At 72.4% G+C, this 18,984-nt stretch carries 22 protein-coding genes; 6 read left to right on the forward strand and 16 right to left on the reverse strand.

All coding sequences use genetic code 11. From position 1 onward, the window contains the following. Positions 1-371: 371 nt before the first annotated feature. From ACGF07_RS31765 to ACGF07_RS31775, 3 genes are all read right to left on the reverse strand, one after another. Positions 372-791 (reverse strand): hypothetical protein, encoded by a 420-nt coding sequence (locus ACGF07_RS31765; RefSeq protein ID WP_392904405.1) that lies wholly within the window; start codon positions 789-791, stop codon positions 372-374. Positions 792-879: 88 nt separating this feature from the next. Beyond that, positions 880-1,308 (reverse strand): hypothetical protein, encoded by a 429-nt coding sequence (locus ACGF07_RS31770; protein ID WP_392904406.1) that lies wholly within the window; start codon positions 1,306-1,308, stop codon positions 880-882. Positions 1,309-1,313: 5 nt separating this feature from the next. Beyond that, positions 1,314-1,664 carry a hypothetical protein gene (locus ACGF07_RS31775; protein WP_392904408.1) on the reverse strand — a complete coding sequence of 117 codons (351 nt, stop codon included), beginning with the start codon at positions 1,662-1,664 and terminating at the stop codon, positions 1,314-1,316. A gap of 245 nt (positions 1,665-1,909) precedes the next feature. On the opposite strand from ACGF07_RS31775, the gene ACGF07_RS31780 reads away from it, so the two are divergent. Both ACGF07_RS31780 and ACGF07_RS31785 read left to right on the forward strand, forming a co-directional pair. After that, positions 1,910-3,172 carry an XRE family transcriptional regulator gene (locus tag ACGF07_RS31780; RefSeq protein ID WP_392904410.1) on the forward strand — a complete coding sequence of 421 codons (1,263 nt, stop codon included), beginning with the start codon at positions 1,910-1,912 and terminating at the stop codon, positions 3,170-3,172. Continuing rightward, a complete protein-coding gene (locus ACGF07_RS31785; RefSeq protein ID WP_392904412.1) occupies positions 3,169-3,696 on the forward strand; it encodes a GNAT family N-acetyltransferase in 528 nt (175 codons plus the stop codon). The genes ACGF07_RS31780 and ACGF07_RS31785 overlap by 4 nt, the downstream gene beginning before the upstream one ends. Before the next feature lie 323 nt (positions 3,697-4,019). On the opposite strand, the gene ACGF07_RS31790 is transcribed toward ACGF07_RS31785, so the two are convergent. From ACGF07_RS31790 to ACGF07_RS31845, 12 genes are all read right to left on the reverse strand, one after another. Next, complete coding sequence (locus ACGF07_RS31790) at positions 4,020-4,943, reverse strand: tetratricopeptide repeat protein (protein ID WP_392904414.1); 924 nt, start codon at positions 4,941-4,943, stop codon at positions 4,020-4,022. 142 nt (positions 4,944-5,085) lie between these two features. Then, positions 5,086-5,850 carry a hypothetical protein gene (locus ACGF07_RS31795; protein ID WP_392904416.1) on the reverse strand — a complete coding sequence of 255 codons (765 nt, stop codon included), beginning with the start codon at positions 5,848-5,850 and terminating at the stop codon, positions 5,086-5,088. A 157-nt stretch (positions 5,851-6,007) separates the two neighbouring features. Next, complete coding sequence (locus ACGF07_RS31800) at positions 6,008-6,625, reverse strand: hypothetical protein (protein WP_392904419.1); 618 nt, start codon at positions 6,623-6,625, stop codon at positions 6,008-6,010. A gap of 198 nt (positions 6,626-6,823) precedes the next feature. Continuing rightward, positions 6,824-9,184 carry an FtsK/SpoIIIE domain-containing protein gene (locus tag ACGF07_RS31805; protein ID WP_392904420.1) on the reverse strand — a complete coding sequence of 787 codons (2,361 nt, stop codon included), beginning with the start codon at positions 9,182-9,184 and terminating at the stop codon, positions 6,824-6,826. 188 nt (positions 9,185-9,372) lie between these two features. Then, positions 9,373-9,612: a hypothetical protein gene (locus ACGF07_RS31810; RefSeq protein ID WP_392904423.1), complete on the reverse strand. Its 240-nt coding sequence runs from the start codon at positions 9,610-9,612 to the stop codon at positions 9,373-9,375. A 148-nt stretch (positions 9,613-9,760) separates the two neighbouring features. Further along, positions 9,761-11,062 carry a hypothetical protein gene (locus ACGF07_RS31815; RefSeq protein WP_392904426.1) on the reverse strand — a complete coding sequence of 434 codons (1,302 nt, stop codon included), beginning with the start codon at positions 11,060-11,062 and terminating at the stop codon, positions 9,761-9,763. Further along, positions 11,059-11,199 (reverse strand): hypothetical protein, encoded by a 141-nt coding sequence (locus ACGF07_RS31820; protein ID WP_392904428.1) that lies wholly within the window; start codon positions 11,197-11,199, stop codon positions 11,059-11,061. Before ACGF07_RS31820 ends, ACGF07_RS31815 begins: the two co-directional genes overlap by 4 nt. A 47-nt stretch (positions 11,200-11,246) precedes the next feature. Next, positions 11,247-11,618, reverse strand: a complete 372-nt coding sequence (locus tag ACGF07_RS31825; protein ID WP_392904430.1) for a hypothetical protein — start codon at positions 11,616-11,618, stop codon at positions 11,247-11,249. After that, on the reverse strand, positions 11,615-11,779 hold the full coding sequence (locus ACGF07_RS31830; RefSeq protein WP_392904433.1) for a hypothetical protein: 165 nt from the start codon (positions 11,777-11,779) through the stop codon (positions 11,615-11,617). Before ACGF07_RS31830 ends, ACGF07_RS31825 begins: the two co-directional genes overlap by 4 nt. Beyond that, positions 11,776-11,994: a hypothetical protein gene (locus ACGF07_RS31835; protein ID WP_392904435.1), complete on the reverse strand. Its 219-nt coding sequence runs from the start codon at positions 11,992-11,994 to the stop codon at positions 11,776-11,778. Before ACGF07_RS31835 ends, ACGF07_RS31830 begins: the two co-directional genes overlap by 4 nt. Then, positions 11,994-12,227: a hypothetical protein gene (locus ACGF07_RS31840; RefSeq protein WP_392904436.1), complete on the reverse strand. Its 234-nt coding sequence runs from the start codon at positions 12,225-12,227 to the stop codon at positions 11,994-11,996. Before ACGF07_RS31840 ends, ACGF07_RS31835 begins: the two co-directional genes overlap by 1 nt. After that, entirely contained in the window at positions 12,224-12,547 is a 324-nt protein-coding gene (locus ACGF07_RS31845) for a hypothetical protein (protein WP_392904439.1), read from the reverse strand. Before ACGF07_RS31845 ends, ACGF07_RS31840 begins: the two co-directional genes overlap by 4 nt. Positions 12,548-12,793: 246 nt before the next feature. On the opposite strand from ACGF07_RS31845, the gene ACGF07_RS31850 reads away from it, so the two are divergent. The 4 genes from ACGF07_RS31850 (at position 12,794) to dnaB (ending at position 17,291) form a co-directional block, all read left to right on the forward strand. Continuing rightward, positions 12,794-13,528 (forward strand): GntR family transcriptional regulator, encoded by a 735-nt coding sequence (locus ACGF07_RS31850; RefSeq protein ID WP_392904441.1) that lies wholly within the window; start codon positions 12,794-12,796, stop codon positions 13,526-13,528. 69 nt (positions 13,529-13,597) lie between these two features. Then, positions 13,598-13,867 carry a helix-turn-helix domain-containing protein gene (locus ACGF07_RS31855; protein WP_392904443.1) on the forward strand — a complete coding sequence of 90 codons (270 nt, stop codon included), beginning with the start codon at positions 13,598-13,600 and terminating at the stop codon, positions 13,865-13,867. Between the two features lie 480 nt (positions 13,868-14,347). Then, entirely contained in the window at positions 14,348-15,763 is a 1,416-nt protein-coding gene (locus tag ACGF07_RS31860; RefSeq protein ID WP_392904446.1) for a hypothetical protein, read from the forward strand. A gap of 91 nt (positions 15,764-15,854) precedes the next feature. After that, entirely contained in the window at positions 15,855-17,291 is a 1,437-nt protein-coding gene (dnaB, locus tag ACGF07_RS31865; RefSeq protein WP_392904448.1) for a replicative DNA helicase, read from the forward strand. A gap of 112 nt (positions 17,292-17,403) precedes the next feature. On the opposite strand, the gene ACGF07_RS31870 is transcribed toward dnaB, so the two are convergent. After that, positions 17,404-18,123 carry a hypothetical protein gene (locus tag ACGF07_RS31870; RefSeq protein ID WP_392904450.1) on the reverse strand — a complete coding sequence of 240 codons (720 nt, stop codon included), beginning with the start codon at positions 18,121-18,123 and terminating at the stop codon, positions 17,404-17,406. Positions 18,124-18,984 lie beyond the last annotated feature (861 nt).

An 18,984-nucleotide genomic window follows, 5' to 3' on the forward strand; every position in this document is an offset into this window, starting at 1 on the left:
CACCCAACCAACCGGAGCCGCACAGCGCGTTCACACGACCAGGCGAGCCCACTGCCGGATCGGCCGCAGGCCGATGACGGAAGGACACCACCCCCAGCCCGCCCACCCACGGCACCCCCACTACCCGCACCCACCCACCCACGGCACCACCAGCCGGCAGCCCCCCACCCCACCGCCGCCCCACCCCCACCAGCCACCACCACCCACCACACTCTCAACAACCCACCCACCCCCACCCCGAACGGCGAACCCCACCACCCACCCCGAGCACCACCCACAAGTCTGAGCTGGCGCGCTGACGTGCTGACGTGCAGGCACGCCGAGGCCCCCGCCACTGCGGCAGCGGGGGCCTCGGCTGGGGCTGGCGGCGTCTACCGCCGGGCGGGCAGACGCGGGTCACACATATCGGCATGCCCGTCGTACCAGTCGGCGATGTCGTCGGCCGTGACCGACTCGGGCGCGGTCCGGCCGCACAGCGCGCACCCGAACCCGCCGGTGGCGCGGGCGAAATAGCCGGCGCCACCGGGCACCAGGGCGCCGGCGCGGCGGACCAGGTCCAGCACGTCGGCCAGGCCCTCGCGGCCGGTCTCCCCGTCGACGCCGACCCACAGCACGGTGCCCAGCATCATGCCGGCGTGGTCGACCAGTCGGCGCGCCCGGTCGCCGAGGTGGGGGTGCTTGGCCTGGAGCTGGGTCTGCAGGTCGGTGAGGGTGGCCTGCTCGGCCGTGGGGATGTCGAGTGCGCGGCAGGCCTCGGCGATGGCGCCGACGGTGGTGGTCGTGGTGCTCAACGGTGCTCCCAGAGCTCGGGGGTGGGTGCGGGACCGCGGCGGGGCGGCCGTGGTGGTCAACGAAGCGGTGCGCGGGCTGGTGCGGGCATCACCAGGTGCCGCCAGCGAAGCGGGCGGCAACGGTCACCAGCTGCAGCTGGCCGCTGGTCGCCGCGGCGGTGAAGCCGCCGAGATTGCCGAACGGGCCGCTGATCAGCGTGATCTCGCCGCGGTTGCGGACGCTGCGGCGCCACTCGCGGGTGAGCGGGAGCTGCCCGGTGAACCAGGTCTCGCCGCCGGGGCGGGTGACGGTCAGCAGGTGCTCGTCCAGCACCGCCTCCCACCCGGGCGCCGGGTCGGCCGAGGGGTCGGGGCGGTGGATGGACCAGCCGTCGACGGCGAGCATCGGGCGGGCCGGCCGGTCGGCCGGCTGCGGGACGACCACGGCCGGGCGGTCGTCCAGCCACTCGGGCCAGGGCTGGGCGAGCAGCCGCTGGGCGAGCTGGTGCGGCGCGGCGTGGGCGGGGGCGGTGTCCACGGCGGTCACTTCCCGTCGGCGGCCGCGGCCAGCGCGGCCGGTGGCTGCCTGACCTCGTCCACCCGGGCCGTCCACTCGATGCCGCCGCCCGGGGGCCGCAGGAACACCACGCGGGGAATCTCGTCCTCGCGCCAGGGGTGCGTGCCGACCTGCTGGATCTCGCCGAGCACCTCGACCGCCGGCCACCCTGGGGCCGTCGTGTACGGGGCAACGGCGAGTGCGCCGGGCGTCATCCACTGGTGCGTCGGCTGGGCCAGCCAGGCCTCCCTCCGGCTTCGTCCGCCCTCGCACATCGGCGGCGCGCTGCGGGGGCGACGGCTGGCGGACGGGGTCGGGCTGCGGCGCGCGGGGGGCATCGGCCTACCTCCGAACGGAGAGACGGATACGGGCCTGCCGCCGCGCGCCAGGGGATGCAATGCGCGCGCAGGCGGCAGGCCCGCCGGGGGTCGGCCGCTCGTGCAGCCGACAACCAGTCAACGGCCAATCAGGCGGGGCTGTAAGGACAAAGAGGCCGGTTCCCGCACGCACGCGCCAGGAAGTTTTGACCATCACATTGCCATTCTCCCTGCGCTCTCCGTAGGCGCGGCGCTACGTTGAGCTAGTGGCAGCGAACGAAGAACTCCGGGCCGCGATGCGCGAACTGGGCCTTACGAACGCGGGGTTGGCCGACGCGGTCAACCGCGAGGCAGAGAAGCTGACAGGCCGCTACGGGCGCATCTGCGAGCGAACCGTCACCGACTGGACCAGCGGCCGCACTCGGTGGCCGAACACTCTGCAGCGGGTCTGTATCGAGGCAGTATTCGGCTGTCCGCCCGAGCGACTCGGTTTCACCCCGCGGGGCGCCGCGCGCCCTCAGCACCACCCGGAGCAGCCCGTGAAACGCCGTACGTTCATCTCCACTGCCGCCGTGGCGGCCGTCGTCGTGCCGGGCCTGACCGGACGCTCGCAGGTCGGCATGTCGGATGTCGAGCGGCTGCGCGCCCGGCTCGACAACCTCAACGCCCTGGACGACCAGCTCGGCGGACACGCGGAACTGGAACAGGCCGCGCTCGCCGGCGCCAAGATGGCCGAGGACCTGCAGCAGCGTCCGGCCAGCGACCGGGTGCGCCGCGCCCTGGCTGCGGTGGCGGCCGACTACACGACCACGGCGGCATGGTCGTGCGTGGACGGGCGCGAGTTCGACCGTGCCCAGCGCCACCTGGACCGCGCGCTGACGCTGGCCGGCCTGGCGAAGGACACCAGCCTGCAGCTGCGGGTGTGGAACTCCACGGCATTGATGGCCTACCAGCAGCAGCGCTATCCGCTGGCCGTGGCCGCTGCTCAGGCCGCGCAGGCCTGCGGCGTCACCCGCCGCGACCCGCTGTATGCCTCGCTCGCCCATGCCCGGGTCGCCGTCGGCTACGCGGGTGTGGGCGATCGGCAAGCGGCGCTGCGCTCGCTCGGGCACGCCGGTGACGCGCTGGGCCGCGCCGACCTGGCGCTGCCTCGGCCGTCGTGGCTCGCGTTCTACGGCCAGGCCGAGCTGGACGGCCTGGCCTCGATCGTCTTCGACCACCTGGGCAAGCCGGAGCACGCCGAAGGCTCCTGCCATCGGTCCCTGTCCCGGCTCCCGGAGCAGTTCCGGCGCAACCGGGCGATGGTGACCACCCGGCTGGCGCTCGCGCAGCTGCACCAGGACGAGATCGAGCAGGCGTGCGCGACGGCGGCCGAGGCCCGGGAATTGATGGCCGGTGCCCCGTTGCCTGGGCGCCTGCGTTCCATGCAGGGTGACTTTCACCGCGGTTTGATCAGCATCGCTCCTGGCTCCGCTGCCGCCCAGCAGTGGAGCGAACGCATCCGCACCGAGAGGACCACCAGCTCGTGACGATAGAGCTTCGCCACTACCAGTACGGCAGCCTGCCCGACGGCTTCCGCCAGTTGCTGCTCGACGTGCACGCCGACGCCTACGCCGACCGCCGCGACGACCCGTTCGTGCAGCGCTTCGCGTGGTTCGTGGACCATTGGAGCACAAAGGCCGGTTTCAGTTGCGTGGTCGGCTACGACGGCACAGAGCCGGTCGGGTACGCCTACGGCGCCCCGCTGACCGAAGGGCGGGAGTGGTGGCGTCAGTTCGTGACGCCGGCGCCCGCGCGCACCGCCACGTTCGGTGTCTCCGAGCTGATGGTCCGCCCCCGTTGGCGTAAGCAGGGTGTTGCCGAGCAGCTGCACGAGACGCTGCTGGCCGACCGGCCCGAGGCGCTGGCCGTGCTGTCCGTGGACACCGAGCACCCCAAAGTGCAGGCGCTCTACGAGTCGTGGGGCTACCGCAAGGTGGGCGAAGAGCGCCCGTTCGAAGACAGCCCGCTGTACGCCATCATGCTGCGCCATCTCGAACCCGAGTCCGTCTGACGTTCGCATCGGACGGGGCGCTCACCTGGGGCTCGTGCACCGGTTCGCGGTGCACGGGCCCTTCGCCGTACGAAAAGGACAGCGCGCCAGCAGGTGAGCGGGCCAGCGGCTGGACACGCAGACGTGCCAGCACGTTGAAAGGCCAGCACGTTGAACTGCAGGCGCGCCAGCATTCCACCCTTGTCAGCGGAATGCTGACAGCGCTAGGCGGGCCGCCGGGCACGGCCTCGGCCACCAACGGGCCGGGCTGCTCGAGCGGGGCCGGCCACGGCCCCGCACGAGCCGACCGGCCGCAGACACGTTCGCGCCGGCGCTCGCCATGCTCAGCGCCCGTACGCCTGGTGGCACATGGCGATGACGCTGTCCGGCAGGTGCCCGTACTCGCGGGCCGCGGCGCACGGATCGGCCAGCTGGGGCGGCTCCGCCGGCTGCGGTTGCGACCGGGAGGGCGCCGACGGCCCGGCTGGAGACATCGGCCGGGCCGGCCGGGGACGGTGCGAGGGCCGACCGGCCGGGGGCGCCTCGGCCGCGCCGGCGTCGGCCGGGTCCTGGTCGTCGGGCTGCTCGCTCGGCGGTTCGGCGGTCAGTGAGGCGACCGGAACCGGCGGCGGGGCGGGCGTCGGCGCCGAGCTCGGCTGGCCGTGCTGCAGGGCCTGGCCGACCACCGACGTGGTGAGCTCCAGCGCCGGGCCGGCGGTCTGCTCGCTGCCGGGCTCGGCGGCCAGGCCGACCGCGGCGAAGACCACCGAGGTGGCGGCCAGCAGCAGCACCAGGGTGCCGCGGTGCACCGCGGGGCCAGCGGCCTGAGCGGCGGCCCGGGCGGCGACGCGGCCGCGCTGCAGCACCAGGTCGGCCCGGCCTGCCACTGGCGGCCGCACCGGCTCGGCGGCCAGCTGCTCGCAGGCCTGCGCGCACAACGTGGCCGGCCAGCACCGCGGCGAGCCGGTGCGGGCCCACCCGGCGGCCGCGTCCTGGTAGAGCCGGGCGGCCTCGCCCTGGCGCCCTGCCAGGTGGGCCAGGTACGCGCGGGCCTCGACCACCTGCAGCACCTCGGGGTGCTCGGCGCCGTGCGCGGCCGCCAGCTCGTGCTGGAGCTCCTGGGCGAGCTGCTCGGCGAGGGCGATCCGCCCCTGCTGCAGCGCGGCCCGGAGCGGGCGCGACGCGGGCGGCAGTGCCTCCTCCGGCGCGCCGGGCTCCATGCCGGACGGCGGCGAGATGGCCGGGCCGGCAGGCCTTCGACGGATCATTCGCTGAGGCCTCCTCCCCTCGCCCAACTCAACGACGGCGGGCGTCGGGCGAAACGGGAGGCGCCTGCGACCAGGGATGTCCACAGACGTCAGCGCGCCAGCCTGCTGGCGTGTCTGCAGGCTGGCGCGCTGGGTTGCTCGGTCAGGAGTAGTCGGACAGGTCGACCGCCGGCGCGTCCGTCTTGGCCTTCACCCTCTTCGGCCTGCCGGTGCTGGCCGCCCGGTGGGCGGCCCGCTGGGTCTTGAGTGCCTCCTGGGTGAGCCGGTAGTTCCGGCCGGACTGCGCACGGGCGGCGCGGTCGTCGCGCACGGCCTGCTCGCGGCGGAACCGGTCCTCCCGCGCGGCCTGAGCGGCGGCCAGCTGGTCGGCGCGGGTCGCCGCGGCGGCCTGGTGGTCGGCGGCCTTGGTGGCGGCCTGGTGGGCGCGCGCGGCGTTGGCCTCGGTGTGCCGGCGCTCGTCGCGGCCACGCTCGATCCGGCCTTTGACGCCGTCGCGGGCGACGGCGACGCCTTCGCGCACGATGCCGAGCCCCTGGCCGGCAGTGCCGGCCACCGAGGACACGGCGCCGGCACCCGCGCTGGCGGCGTTGGCCACGCTGCTGACCGCGTTGAACGCGGCGGTGACCGCGCCGAACGCGGCCACCACCCCGCCGCTGCCGGCGGGCCGGCGCGCGGGGGCGGCCGCCGGGGCCGGGCCGGACTTGAACGCGGTGGGCGCGGTGCCCTTGCCGGCCCCGCCCTTGGCCTGCTTCGCCTTCGGATCGCGGCCGTCGACCACGGTCCCGGTCAGGGCCTGGCCGCCGGCGGAGAGTCGGACTTCGCCGGACTTCGCCTTGGCCACCTTGTCCCACACCTCGGCGGTGATCGCGGGGTGGGTGAAGGTGTGGCGCTGCTTGCTGGCGCACATGACCCTGGGCGCCCCGCCACGGTGGCGGGGGCGAATCAGGGTGTGGCCTCCGGTGGTTCCGCACGTCGGGCAGGCGATCGGCTGATTGCCCGCCTTGAGCAGCCCCTGGAACTTCACCGCGGATGGACTGAAAAACCCCATGTCAACTCACTCCCTTTCAGCGGCCGGCGCGGATGGTGATGTTCTTCGCCTTCACCCGGGCCCGGCTCTTGCGGCCCTCGGCACTGCCGATGTTCACCACCGTGGTGTTGTTCACCGTGGCGCCCGGCATCACCGTGGTGCTGCCCGAGACTCCGCTGCCCCGGCGGGTGATCAAGTTCCGGGCTGAGGGGGCGGCGACATAGACGGCCGCCCCCACCGCGGCGAGCACCACGATGTCGTGCAGCAGCGCGGCCACGGCCGCCACGAAGATGCTCAGCCCCCACGACCCGAGGGTGAAGGCTCCGGCCCACAGGACGGCGTCCACCGCGCGGCGGGAGGGGGCCGGCCAGGCCGAGCCGCGCTCGATGACGACCGGCTGCTGCTGGTGCGCGAGGAAGGGCGCCGGGGCGGGGGTCTGCAGGTAGGCGGGCACCACCTCGCCGTTGGCCAGGCGGACGGTCACCACCTGCTCGACCGGCTGGCCGGCCGGCTGCACCGCGGCCGGGAGGATCACCGCCGGGAAGGCGGCCGGCGCCGCCGGGATCGGGGTCTGGATCTGCTGGGGCACGTACACCGGCCGGTCGTACGGCTCGATGGGGGCCGGGCTGGTCATGATCGTTGCCTCTCGGAGCATGGGCGGTATGTGGTGGTTTGTGGGCCCGTACGGGCCCGGTACGGGGCGCGTTTGCGCAGGTCAGACCCCGGTACGGGGTCGGTACGGGCGGGGCTGGCCCGGTACGGAGTACCGGCTGACCTGGGGGCCGTACGGGCCCCGTACCGGCGCCTGACCTGCGGTTTTGCAGTCCGTACGGGCCCCGTACGGGCGGATATTTCAGGGCGAAGCGGTCAGGGCGGGGAGTCCGGCGGCGGCACGCACCTCGTCGCGCTTGTAGCCGTTCGCGCGCCCGCCCGAGGTCCATCCCGTGGACTTGAGCGCGCGGCCGGTGCCCTGCAGGGCCTCGGCGATGGCCTTGCTCAGCTCGGTGCCGCCGCGCTGGACATACACGGCCTGGTCGACCGGTCCGTCGGGGAAGAGCGCCGGCAGTGACCAGACCCCCGGGCGCAAGGCGGCCAGGCCGTCCAGGACCTGGGCCGTGGTCAGCCGGTCGGGCTGCCCGGCCTTCTCGAACACCGCTACCAGGTCGGTGAGGACCCCGGCGGCCGCCGAGATGATGCCGGGGGTTCCGTCGCCCTTGGGGCCGCCACCGGCGGAGGAGACGCCCGTCTTCTTGATCAGGTACCGCTCGATGGGGTCCTCGAACTGGCCGGGCAGGCGGTTGTACCGCTGGCGCAGGTCAACCGCCTTGGCCATGAGCACGGACACGTCGTCGGGGGTGTCGTCCTCCCCGTCGTAGATCACGAAGGAACGGGCGAGCACGGTGTCGATCCCGTCCATCGCCAGCCAGCCGAGGCCGCGCAGCTTCTTGCTGATCAGCTCGGCCTTGTAGCCGGCACCGGACGAGCCGGCGCCGAGGATGGCGTTCGTGCCGGTGTAGTTCGCGGTGCGCATGGCCCAGCGGGAACTGCAGTTCGCGCGGATCAGCTCGGGCAGCACGTCGGTGCTCGGGTACTGCGTCGCCAGGTCCAGCAGGATGCCGTACGACGCGCCCTGAGCCGCGAGTACGACCAGCGCGGCCTCAATGGCCTGGCGCAGTTTCTCGGGCACGTGCTTGCCGAGGTAGGTGATCAGCTCGTCAACGGTGACCAGCTCCACCGGCATCAGGTGCAGCAGGTCGGTGGTCAGGCGCTTGCGGCCGGCCTCGCGCAGCAGGCCCTTGCGGCGGTTCATCTCGGCGATCTCGGCCTCAAGCAGCAGCAGCAGCCGCTCGGGGTCCAGCTCGAACATGGTCGAGCAGATCGGCGCGTACGCCCAGTGCTCCGGCGGCTTGCCGTCGACGTTGCGGAAGTTGATCCGCACGTCGAACGCCGAGCCCAGCACCAGGTTGGCAATGCCCATGCCCTTGCCCGAGCGGGTCGCGCCGCCGATGGCGCTGTGCGAGTCCCGCACCCGGGGCCGGATCGTGCGGCCGCGCTTGTCGAAGGCGAGCGGCACGCCGCCGTCGAAGGCGTCCAGACCGGCGGTCAGGTCCATGTCGAGCAGCGGGGAGCGGCGGGGCTCGCCGAACGGGTCGCGGGTGGTCAGCCAGATGGACACCCGGTTCGCGGGGCCGTCCTGCTCCAGGTCCAGCCAGGAAGACTCGACGCCGAGGGCCGAGGCGACGGCCTCGACCGGCTCGGGCTTGACCAGGGCGGCCGCGGTCTTCCCGCCGGGCATGTCGAACGTGGCCCGGGCGGTGTGCGGGCCATCGGCCAGCGGGAGCGCCACCATCTTGACCGACTGGCCCTCGGCCAGGAACTTGGCCGCGACCAGCGCCTCGGTGATCCGGTCCGCGCCGAGGTCGGTCCGCGGACCCTGCGGCGCGTAGGTGTCGAGCAGCTGCAGCGGCTCGTCCCCCTCGTGCATCAACCTGTACGCCCGGCCGCCGAGGAAGAACGCCGCGGTGGTCAGCAGGCTGCCGGCGGCCACCAGGCCGTACGTGGCAGCGAGCCAGAGCAGGCCGGCCGCGGCGCCGTAGCAGACCATCGCGCGGCCACTGGTCAGCCGCTCGCGGATCACCGCGCGGCGCTCGGCCCGGGCCTGGGCGATGGCCTCGCGGTCCCGGGACCGCTTGGCCGCGCGGATCTCCTCGGCGTACTCGCTGGCCAGCGCGTAGTGCCACATCTCGCCGACCGCGTGCCGGGCGCCGAAGGCGGCCACCCGCAGAACCCGCCAGCCGTAGACCGGCACCCGCAGGCCGTGGAAGCGGGCGCGGTTGGCGGCCAGCGCGGCGGCCTGGCGCATCGTGGCCTTGGCCTGCTCGGGGCCGGCGAAGGCCGGCGGGATCACCTGCCAGTGCTCGCGCTCCCACCAGGACACCGGACCGGCCTCGCCCTGGTCCTCGTCCTCGTCCCAGTCGGCCTCGGGGTCGACCACCTGGCCGGCCAGGTCGACCGTGCCGACCACCTGGCCGTCGACCACCACCTGACCGACCACCGGACCGTAGCCAGCGGGCACCGTGTCGGCGGGAGGCTCCGGCAGGGCGCCGAAGGTGTCGAGCCCGGCCGCACGGGCCGCGCGGCCCATCCGCTTGCCGAGGTCGATCACGTCCGCGACGTACACCCCGTCTTCGGGGCGCCCGATCAGATCGGTCATGGCACTGCCTTTCTTGTAGCGCTGCGGGGAAGTTCCGAGGTCCGGGCCGGTGTCGGTGTCACCGGCCCGGGGTCGTACTCAGCGCGCTGGCGCGCTGGCGTTCTGGCGCGCTGGGCCGCTTGCCCGTCTGCGCGGTAGTGCGTCTGCGGGCTGGCGCGCTGGCTAGCTGGGAGTTTGTCTGAGCGAGATCAGATGAACGACGCGGTGGTGTGGTCCGCCGCGAGGCGGCCGGCCGGGTCGGCCAGGTCCTCGGAGCGCTCCTTGGCGTACCGGGCCAGTTCCAGCTCCAGCTCGGCGCGGCGGGTGGACGCGGGGTCGGCGTTGAGCTCGGCGGCCCGCTGGTAGTGGCCGTCCGCCTGCTCCAGCCACGTGCGGACCTGCTCCTCGGTCACGGCCTGGACGCTCTGTCGGGCGCTGGTGGGGCTCATCGGTGATCGTCTCCTTCTGGTGCTGACGGTTCCTTCTGGCGGTTCGCGGGGTTGCCTTCCCGTGGCCCCGAAGGCCTTCGCCGGGTGACCCGCCCCGCTTCGAGCGGTCGTTACGTTCGGTGATTCCTGGTGGAGCTGGCGGGAGCGGTCACTGCTCTCCGCGCTCGCCCTTCACGGTCCGGGTCAGGCGGGCGATGTACTCGTTCTCACCGCCGCCGATGAGCTTCCGCACGATGCGGTTGGAGATGGTCTTCTTCTGCGTTCCGAGCTTCATCGCCTCGTACCGCACCTGTTCCAGGTGCTCCGGGTCGAGCGGCTTGGGAAGGCGTTCCCGGCGGCCGCCGCGGGTGGCCTGCTTCTCTTTCCCCCCTAGGGCTCCCGCCGTGTCGGAAGGGCCGCCGGAAGGGGCCTTCGGGGCGGTGTTGAGCGGGCCGTCCGAGGGGCCTTCGTCGCCGTCGGCGTCGCTGCCGAGCGGGCTGCGGTACACCGTGCCGAACGTTCCGCGGAACTCCCGCAGCAGCTCGTCGGGAACGGTGTCGGGGAACAGCGGGTCGGCTTCCGCGGCGGCCGCGACGGTGCCGCGGGCCTTCTCCATCTGCTTGCGGGAGGCCTCACGTAGCGCGACCAGAGCGGGCGTCAGGCCGGCCTCGTTGGTGCCCCGGTGGATCTCCCGGGCGAGCGTCCAGGCCTGTTCCTGGGTGATGCTGCCGTACTCCGCATCGGCCAGGATGCCGGCGGCGGTGTGCCAGATTTCCGGGTGCAACCGCTTGCGCTCCTTCTGGTGCAACCGGCGCTTGCGGGCCTCCTTCCGCTCCGCCTTCGTGCGGCGGCTGGTGCCGTGCCGGCCGACGCAGCGGAGCTCCCAGAACGCCACCCCGGCGAGCGAGGCCGCGCCCATGACCCACCCGAACCAGTCGTGCACGCCGCCGTTGTGCGCCACGTTGATGGCGGCCGCGATGGCCGCGCACCCCCACATCGCCACCCGGTACGGGGTGACCGGCCGGCCGTCCTTCATCGCTCGGGTGGCGCCGACGGTCGCCGACCAGGCGCCGAGCTCCAGCATCAGCGCCAGGGAGGTGGCGCTGCCGGGGTCGGTCTTCCCGGACAGGGCGCCCACTTGGGAGATGATCGCCGGGACCACCGCGAGGATGATCAGCGCCACGCTGAACGCGGTGTCGGCCTCGGCGGCCAGCCAGGCCTTGGCCAGGCCGAGCTGGTCGGCCCGGCGCTGGGCGCGCTCGGCCTTCTCGCGCTTCTTGCGCTGCTCGGCCTCGCGCCGGTCGCGCCGCTCCTGCTCGGCCCGGGCGGCCTCGCGCTGCTGCTCCCGCTCGGCCTTGTCGGCGTCGGCCTGCCGCTTGATCTCGGCTTCGAGCCGCTTGTCCTCGCGGGTGTCGGCGCGGTCCTGTGCCTTCTGGCGCTGCCGCTGCTCGTAGAAATCGGACATCGTCACGTGCGGGTCTCCTCGGCTCGGGGGGTGTCGGGGAAGGTGGTGTGCAGCTCGATCGCGGTCCGGCGCATCACCTCGATGTCGCCGGTCCTCTTGGCCGCGTGCATGATCCTCGCGCGCTCGATCACTCGGGAGGTCACCGGGTCGGACGAACTATTCGGCGTGTCGCCGCCGGGGCTGCAGGCGCTCACCGCGCCGGCCCCGTCCCGTCCTCGGCGGCCGCCAGCTTGGCGTAGTCGATCAGCTTCACGTCGAAGATCAGCTCCAGCTCCGCCGGGTCGACCCCGACGGCGATCAGGTGCTCGATCGCGTCCTCGCGGGTGGCGTAGGCGGGGAGCTCGGGGGCGTAGTACCGCCACCAGACAACCGCGCACAGGTCGGCGGCGGTGGAGACCAGCAGGGTGATCACGGCGGCGGTCGGCCGGATGGTGGCCAGGTCCCCCACCACGCTGTCAGCGGCCCACGCGACGCCGAACGCGGCGGCGAAGATCATGGTCTTGTTCGTGCTGGTGATGAAGTCCACGGCGAAGGTGCGGATGCGGCTGCAGATGGCGATCACTGGGGGCTCCCGGCGGGCTGGGGGGCGGTCAGGACGATGGGCTGCTGGGCGGACTGCTGGGCGAGAGCGCGGGTCTGGTCGGCGATGCGGTCCAGGTGGGCCTGGTGCTCGGCGACCTGCTGGGCGAGCGCGGCGGCGGCGGCCACGGGGTCGGTGCTCATCGGCCACCCCGCAGCAGCCAGCGCAGGCCGGCCAGGCCGAGCAGGTAGAGCCCGAGGCCGACGGCGAGCGACGGCAGGACCGAGGCGCCGTGGGTGATGCTGCGGTAGGTCAGCCAGCCGGCGGCCGCGAGGACGGCCAGGTCGGCGAGGGTCTCCAGCGCGCTGGCGCTCTGGCGCGTCCGCGTGCTGGCGCGCTGGCTGGGCCGGCGGGCCATCAGGAGCCGCCGCCGTTGGTGCGGGTGCGGAAGGTGTAGCCGGTGCCGGCCGGGGCGGTGTGCGCGATGGTGTCGACCGCGAGGATCGCCAGCACCGCGGGGACCAGGACCAGGCGGACCAGGGGGCTGATCTGCACGCCGAGCAGCCACAGGATCAGGCCGACCGGGGCGAGGATCTGCAGGCGGGTGACCACGCCGAGGATGAGGTCGCGGGGGCTGATGACGGTCTTCACGCCGCGGCCCTCCTCGTGTGGGTGGAGCGCAGCGAGGCGTGGACGAGCAGCGGGATGATCACGCCCTCGTCGCGGACGTTCGCGGCCTGTGCGCCGAGGTAGAGGCCGGCCGGGTCGTCGGCGAGCATGTCGCGGGCGGCGTCCAGGCGGGCGGCCTTCTCCTCGGCGGACTCACCGATCAGGTCGGCCGCGAAGAGGAACAGGTCGACGCCGAGGGCGATGGAGAGGTCCTGCACCTCGTCGATGCTGGCCACCGAGGTGGCCGAGAAGAGCGGGGCGGATTCGATCCGCGGGGTGGAACCCGGAATGATGGGACGCACCGGTAGATCAACTCCTCATCGTGAGTGAGGGGTGCCACTGCCGGGAGCTGCGGGTTAGGGGTCGCTTCCCTGACCCGCAGCGCCGTTTTTGGCACGGGTGTAGTGCGGTAGTTCGCCAGGCCTTCGCGGGGTCGCTTCCCGCTCCGACTGGCGACATGGAAGACGATGACGCACATCTGAGGGGTTGTCAATAACGACACCGTTAGCGGTATTGTGTGGGTCGACGCCAACACCGAAAGGAGCGTTATGACCTCCATCCCGAAGTGGCAGCAGCTCGCTGACCAGCTCCGAGGGCAGATCACTGACGGGACGTACGCGCCCGGCAGCATCCTCCCCCGCCAGGTCGACCTGGCGGCCGAGCGAGGATGGTCCGAGGTGACCGTCCGGCGGGCCTACAGCCAGCTGCAGGCCGAGGGCCTGGTCACCTCGATCCGGAACCGCGGCACAGTCGTGAACGAGCCCCCGCACCTGGCCGGCCGGGACCGTGCGCTCAGCGTGCGCCGAACCGGCAGGATCTACACCCCGGGCGAGTACGCAAAGATCACCTCCGCCGAGTTGGTCGCCGCCCCGGACAACGTGGCCACAGTCCTCGGGATCGGGCCCGGCGCGCCGGCCATCAAGCGCGTTCGAGTCACGTACGGCGCCGACGGCAAGCCGCGCAGTGCTTCCACCAGCTGGTACGACGGCGCCCACGCCGAGGCCGCACCCGACCTGCTGGTCCCGGAGCGGATCACCGCCGGGTCTTGGCGCTACCTCGAACTGCAGGCCGGCCTCCAGGCGGTGAGCGGCCAGGACTCCATCGACACCCGGCTCGCCACGGAAGACGACGCCGCCGCGCTCGGCCTGGAGCTGCCCGCCGCCGTCAAGGTCTCGTCCACGGTTTTGACCACCACCGATGGCACCGTGGTTGAGTACGGCGTCAGCATCTCCGGCAACGGCCGCAGCTCGACCTACAGCTACGACCTGCCGCCGGCCGAGTAGCCAGCAGGGGCTGGTCGGGAACCCCGGCCAGCCCACCCCCACCCATCACCGAGAGCAGGGAGCCAGAACGTGACGACCCAACCGGCTATCACCCGTTCGGGGCCTGTCGCTGATCGGCTGGAAGAGTGTTCCGTCAACGCCGAACGGGTACACGCGGAACTCGCCGCGCGAGCCACTCGGGGGGATGGCCTGGACCTGATGCCGGTGATCAAAGACCTGGCCGACACGCTCGGGCTCACCCGACGGATGGTCACCGACGCGCTGCAGGATCTCACCGAGGCGGGCCTGCTGACGACGCGCCGGGTCTATGCTCTGGAAACCGACCGTCTCGGTGAATAGCCGAGCGACCCGGTATGGTGGCTGCCGGTGATCGTTGCGTGACCGCAGCACACCACCACGTACTGCTGTGTCCGGCCTGGCCGGAAAGAGTTAAACCCCCGCGGCATCCTGCCAGCGGGGGCCTAACCCGGAACTCGTCTGATCTTGGCGGACGGTTCGAGTTCCCTTAAAAGTCGTCGCACTGGGAGACGACCTTCGGCTGCGAGCTGTGGTGTGCGGCCCCTTTGGGGACACCTCACCCGCTTCCCAGCGCTGCCTACATGGTACCGGCAGCACAGCCCTGGGAAAACCGCACCCGAAATAGGACGCGCCAGTTTTGCGACATCGGAGGCACTGGCGCATGCGCTTGTTCACTTGCCCGACCCCGGCCAGCACTGGCGCCGGGGCCGCCGGATGCAGCAGGACCGTGATCAGCCGTTTGGGTGGCGTGTCGCGCCCCAAATCGCTGGCGGCCAGCGAGGCCTCGGCGGAGGTGGCTCGATGACCGGGGACGCGTTCGGCATTGAAGAGTTCGGCGCCGTTCTGCGGGGCGCACCGGCGAAGGCCGTCACGATCTTCCGGGGGATGGCCTTTGGCGGCGTCCTGGTGCACGCCCTCGACCACCTGGTCCTGACGCACCTGCTGTTCGCCATCGCCAGCGGTGAGGAGATCACCCCTCAGATCGTCTGGAAACGGCTCCAGAGCCTGGGGATCGTCTCGGCGAAGCGCGAGGACGTGCTGGTCGGCCGGGAGGCCGTCTACGCCTCGTTCGCGCGGATCATCGCGGCCGGCTACATCCACCGTGTCCAGCTCCCGCACAAGAACGGCGGCGGCCGCAAGGGCCCCGTGGTCTACCTCGCGTACGAAGACCCCGCCGACAACCCCGACCACGGCCAGGCCACCACTTCGCCCGAGACGCTGGCCCGCGCGCAGGCTCAGGCCGACGCGGTGGCCCGCGCAAAGTCGCAGGTCACACCGCAAACCGGGTACCGGGAAGCGGTGCCGTCCGATAGTGCGACGAATGGCGTTTCCGCAGGTCAGACCGCAAACCGGGTAGCCGTACGCGGTGCAGCCGCATCCGGCTACCCGGGACGCGGTGAAAAGGTCATTCCTGCAGGTCAGACCGCAAACCGGGTAGCCGTACGCGGTGAGGCTGCACCCCCCCACACCCCCCCGGAGGGGGAAACCCCCCCTACCCCCCGCACCACAACGGCACCGCCTGCTTCGGCTGACGCCGTACCGGGAGGGGGAGGGGTTCGCTCCGCCAACGGAAAGAACCCCGCGAAGGCTGAGCGCGAGGCACGGCTGGCTGCTGCAAGCGAGTTCCTCCGTAACCTGCCGGGTGCGTGGGAGTGCGGCATCGGCCCGGCCAGCCGGCTTGCCCCGCTGCTGGTGCGCGTCTGCACTGAGCAGGGTTGGGCTCTCGGGCCCGAGCTGGTGGCCGTTCTGACGGAGGAGAAGAAGGGCGCCCGGCCCGTCGACTCCTACCCGGCCACGCTCAAGTACCGCATCGGCGAGCTCAAGCGGTACCGCGGTCCGGCCTCCGCCGGCGAGCCGGCTGGCGAGCAGCCGCCGACTGGACCCACTGAGCCCTGCGAGTTCCACCCCAACCGCGAGGCCTCCAGCTGCCTGATCTGCCGTTCGGGCCCGGACTTCGCGGCGCCCGAGGTGGCCGAGGTTCCGGTCGACACCGACGACCAGGAGACCGACGCGCCGGACCTGGCGCAGGAGATCAAGGATCTGCTGGTCCGCAGCGCCCGGGCGATCCCGTCCAGCCGGCGCGCGCGCACCCGTGACCGCGGTGGCCGAGCCGCTGGCCTGGCCAAGCGTCGCGTGATGGACGCCGAGGCCGAGTCAGCGGAGCGCGCCGAACAGCTCGCCGCGCTCGACGCCCTGATGCAGAGCCAGGGCGCCTGAGACTTCCTGAACAGCACGAAGGCCGCCGGTGTAACCCTGCCAGGCCCCGGCGGCCGCCGATCACACCCATCTCTCGAACAGGAATGATCTGATGACCAGCGTACCCGCGCAGCACTCCCCCACCTCGACCCCGGACGCCGGCGAACCGTACGACTGGCCCGAGGTCGACCAGCCCGGCCCGGCCCGACGCAAGGGCGACGCCGAGGACTTCGAGCGCGTGCCCCCGCAGGACCTGAGCGCCGAGCAGTCCGTCCTCGGCGGCATGCTGCTGTCGAAGGACGCCATTGGCGAGGTGGTCGACGTGCAGCTCAAGGCGGGTGACTTCTACCGCCCCGCACACGAAACGATCTTCCTGGCCGTCATCGACCTGTACAACCAGGGCGAGCCGGCCGACCCCATCACCGTCGCCGCCGAGCTCACCAAGCGCGGCGAGCTGCAGAAGGTCGGCGGACCGTCCTACCTGCACACCCTGGTCAACACGGTGCCGACTGCGGCGAACGCGGCCTACTACGCCGAGATCGTCGCCGAGAAGGCCGTACTGCGCGGCCTGGTGGGCGCTGGCACCCGGATTGCCGGTATGGGCTACGCCGGCGAGGGGGAGGTCGCCGAGATCGTGGACGCCGCGCAGGCCGAGGTCGCCTCGCTCTCCCGCGTGCGCACCGAAGAACAGGTGATCCGCGCCTCGGAGAGCATGCAAGGCACGATTGAGCTGATGGAGTCGATCAGCAATCGCACCGGCCTGACCGGCGTTCCAACCGGATTCACCGACCTGGACGCGCTGACCAACGGCCTGCAGCCCGGACAGCTGGTCGTGATTGCGGCCCGCCCGGCCATCGGGAAAAGCACCCTCGCCCTGGACATTTTGCGAGAGGTGACCATTCGGGCGGCTCTGAACGCAACACTGTTCAGCCTCGAAATGGGCCGGGACGAAATCAACATGCGGCTGTTGTCCGCCGAGGCCCGGGTCAGCCTGCAGCACATGCGCACCGGCAACATGACCGAGGACGACTGGGCGCGGGTAGCCCGCCGGATGCCGGACGTGACCGCCGCCCCGCTGTACGTGGACGACAGCCCCAACCAGTCCATGATGGAGATCCGGGCGAAGGCCCGGCGCCAGAAGCAGCGCCACGGCCTCGACCTGGTGGTGGTCGACTACCTGCAGCTGATGCAGCACGGCGGCCGCCGCGCCGAGACCCGGCAGCAGGAAGTCTCCGACATGTCGCGCAACCTCAAGCTCCTGGCGAAGGAACTCGAAGTGCCGGTGATCGCGCTCTCGCAGCTGAACCGCGGTCCCGAGCAGCGCACCGACAAGAAGCCGCTGATCTCTGACCTTCGTGAAAGTGGCAGCATCGAGCAGGATGCGGATATGGTGATCCTGCTGCACCGCGAAGACGCCTACGAAAAGGAGTCGCCCCGGGCGGGCGAGGCCGATTTGATCGTGGCAAAGCACCGAAATGGGCCGACGTCAACCATTACTGTGGCATTCCAGGGTCACTATTCGCGTTTTGTGGATATGGCGCGCGAGTAAATCGAATTCGCATTCCGGACATTCCTCGGGTGGGTATTTCTCGCCCGTAGAGCCGGAACGGCCCCGCTCACCTGGCACTGCACCAGGTGGGCGGGGCCGTTCGGCTTCCGCGTCAGCCGGCCTGCGCGCCGCCCGGCAGGTCCAGCGGGAGCTCCTCCGGGAGCTCGGCGGCCGCCAGCTTCACGGCGGCCCGCAGCAGGTCGCCGGTGGTGATGATCTGGGCGCGCAACCGCTCGCGCTCCTCCAACGCGGCCCGGTCGGCCCGCGGCGCCATGGCGGCCGCCAGCATCGCCAGGGCGGCCGGCACACCCTTGGCCGCGGCCTGGCGGAAGCGGATCTCCGGGCACTCGCCCCACTTGTCCGCCCACCGCCGCAGCTGCTCGATCACCTCCCAGGTGTGCCAGTAGACGGCCCGGCGCAGCTGCTCCTCCAGCGCGTCCGGGAGCTCCACCCGCATGTCGGCCTGGTAGCCGCCCGACCCGCGGACGTGGCCGTGCTTGCGGTCCGAGTCGCCGATCGGCCGGCCGCGCGAGGTGGTGCCCGGCGGCACCGGCTTGTAGTCGCCGGCCAGGCCGCGGGCGGTCAGCACCCGGCGCAGGGCCGAGGCGAGCACCAGGTCCCGGGTGCCGAGCAGTTCGCCGGCCGCCCGCCGGCTGTCCAGCTCAGCGCGCACCTCCCGCCGGGCCTCCGCCCGCTCGGTCCGGGTCGGCAACTCGTCGGCTGCCTTGCGGGCCTTCGCCACCCACCGGCGCTCGACGGCCTGGTGGCGGTTCGCGGCCTCGATGAAGCCGGCGCGGTCTTCTGGCTCCAGGGCCAGCACAGTCAAACCCATGAGGAGAAGTTTCTAGGTAGATAAGCTGCAGCGCGAAATCGCCCGGCCGCCCCTTCCCCGGATGGCGGTCTTTCACCAGGTCAGCCACTGGGTGCGCGAGCTCGCCCGGGGTCGGAACTATCCGAGAGAGTGAACAAACCACGTAGATAAACCGCAGCGCGGCGGCGCCGAGGGCGCCCGGCTATCCAGATTTATCTACGTAGATAAACCTGGTCTAGGAAGGCCGCCCGAGGGCGGCCGAAGCGGAGCGGGGCCGCGCACGGGGCCTGTGGTGGCCCACCTGCCTTGCCCTACAGGCCCGTGCCGGGCTGGTGGGGCCCCGTGCACACCCCCGCGCGGCATCCACGTCTGCCGTCCCCAGCCGTCCACCCCGGGGCGCCGCGCCGATGGTGGTTGAGCTCAAAGACCTGAAAGGAAGGCGCTTCGCGCCGCTACCTGGAAAGACGGGCCCGGCCTGGTCGGGGGTGTGAAGTTCTCCGCGCGTCGGACCGGGGCCGGCGTCCGCCCGTGCCCGGCCGGGCCGGCTGCTCGTTAGCCCGGGTGGCTGGCCCGGCACCGGCGCGCTGGCCCGCTGACGCGTCCACGCGCCAGCGCGCCGACTCCGCGCGGCCGATTTCCCGGGCCTGACCTGGGGTGGAATCCTGGTGAGCCCTGCCAGCAGAGGAGATCCGGTGTCCTTCCCCGCCCGGGCCAGCGCCGTCGCCGAGCTCGACCTGGCGCCTGCCGGCGCCCCGGGCCCGTGAGCGGCCGGCGGGGTCTGGGCCCGGGGGTGCGCTGACGCCCCGCTCCCCCGTCCCGGCGCCGCGCACCCCGCCGTGGGTGCCGGCCGACGACCGGCCCGACACCCTCGCGCAGCAGGTG

This window comes from Kitasatospora sp. NPDC048194 (assembly GCF_043202455.1).
In the GTDB taxonomy this organism is placed as follows: domain Bacteria; phylum Actinomycetota; class Actinomycetes; order Streptomycetales; family Streptomycetaceae; genus Kitasatospora.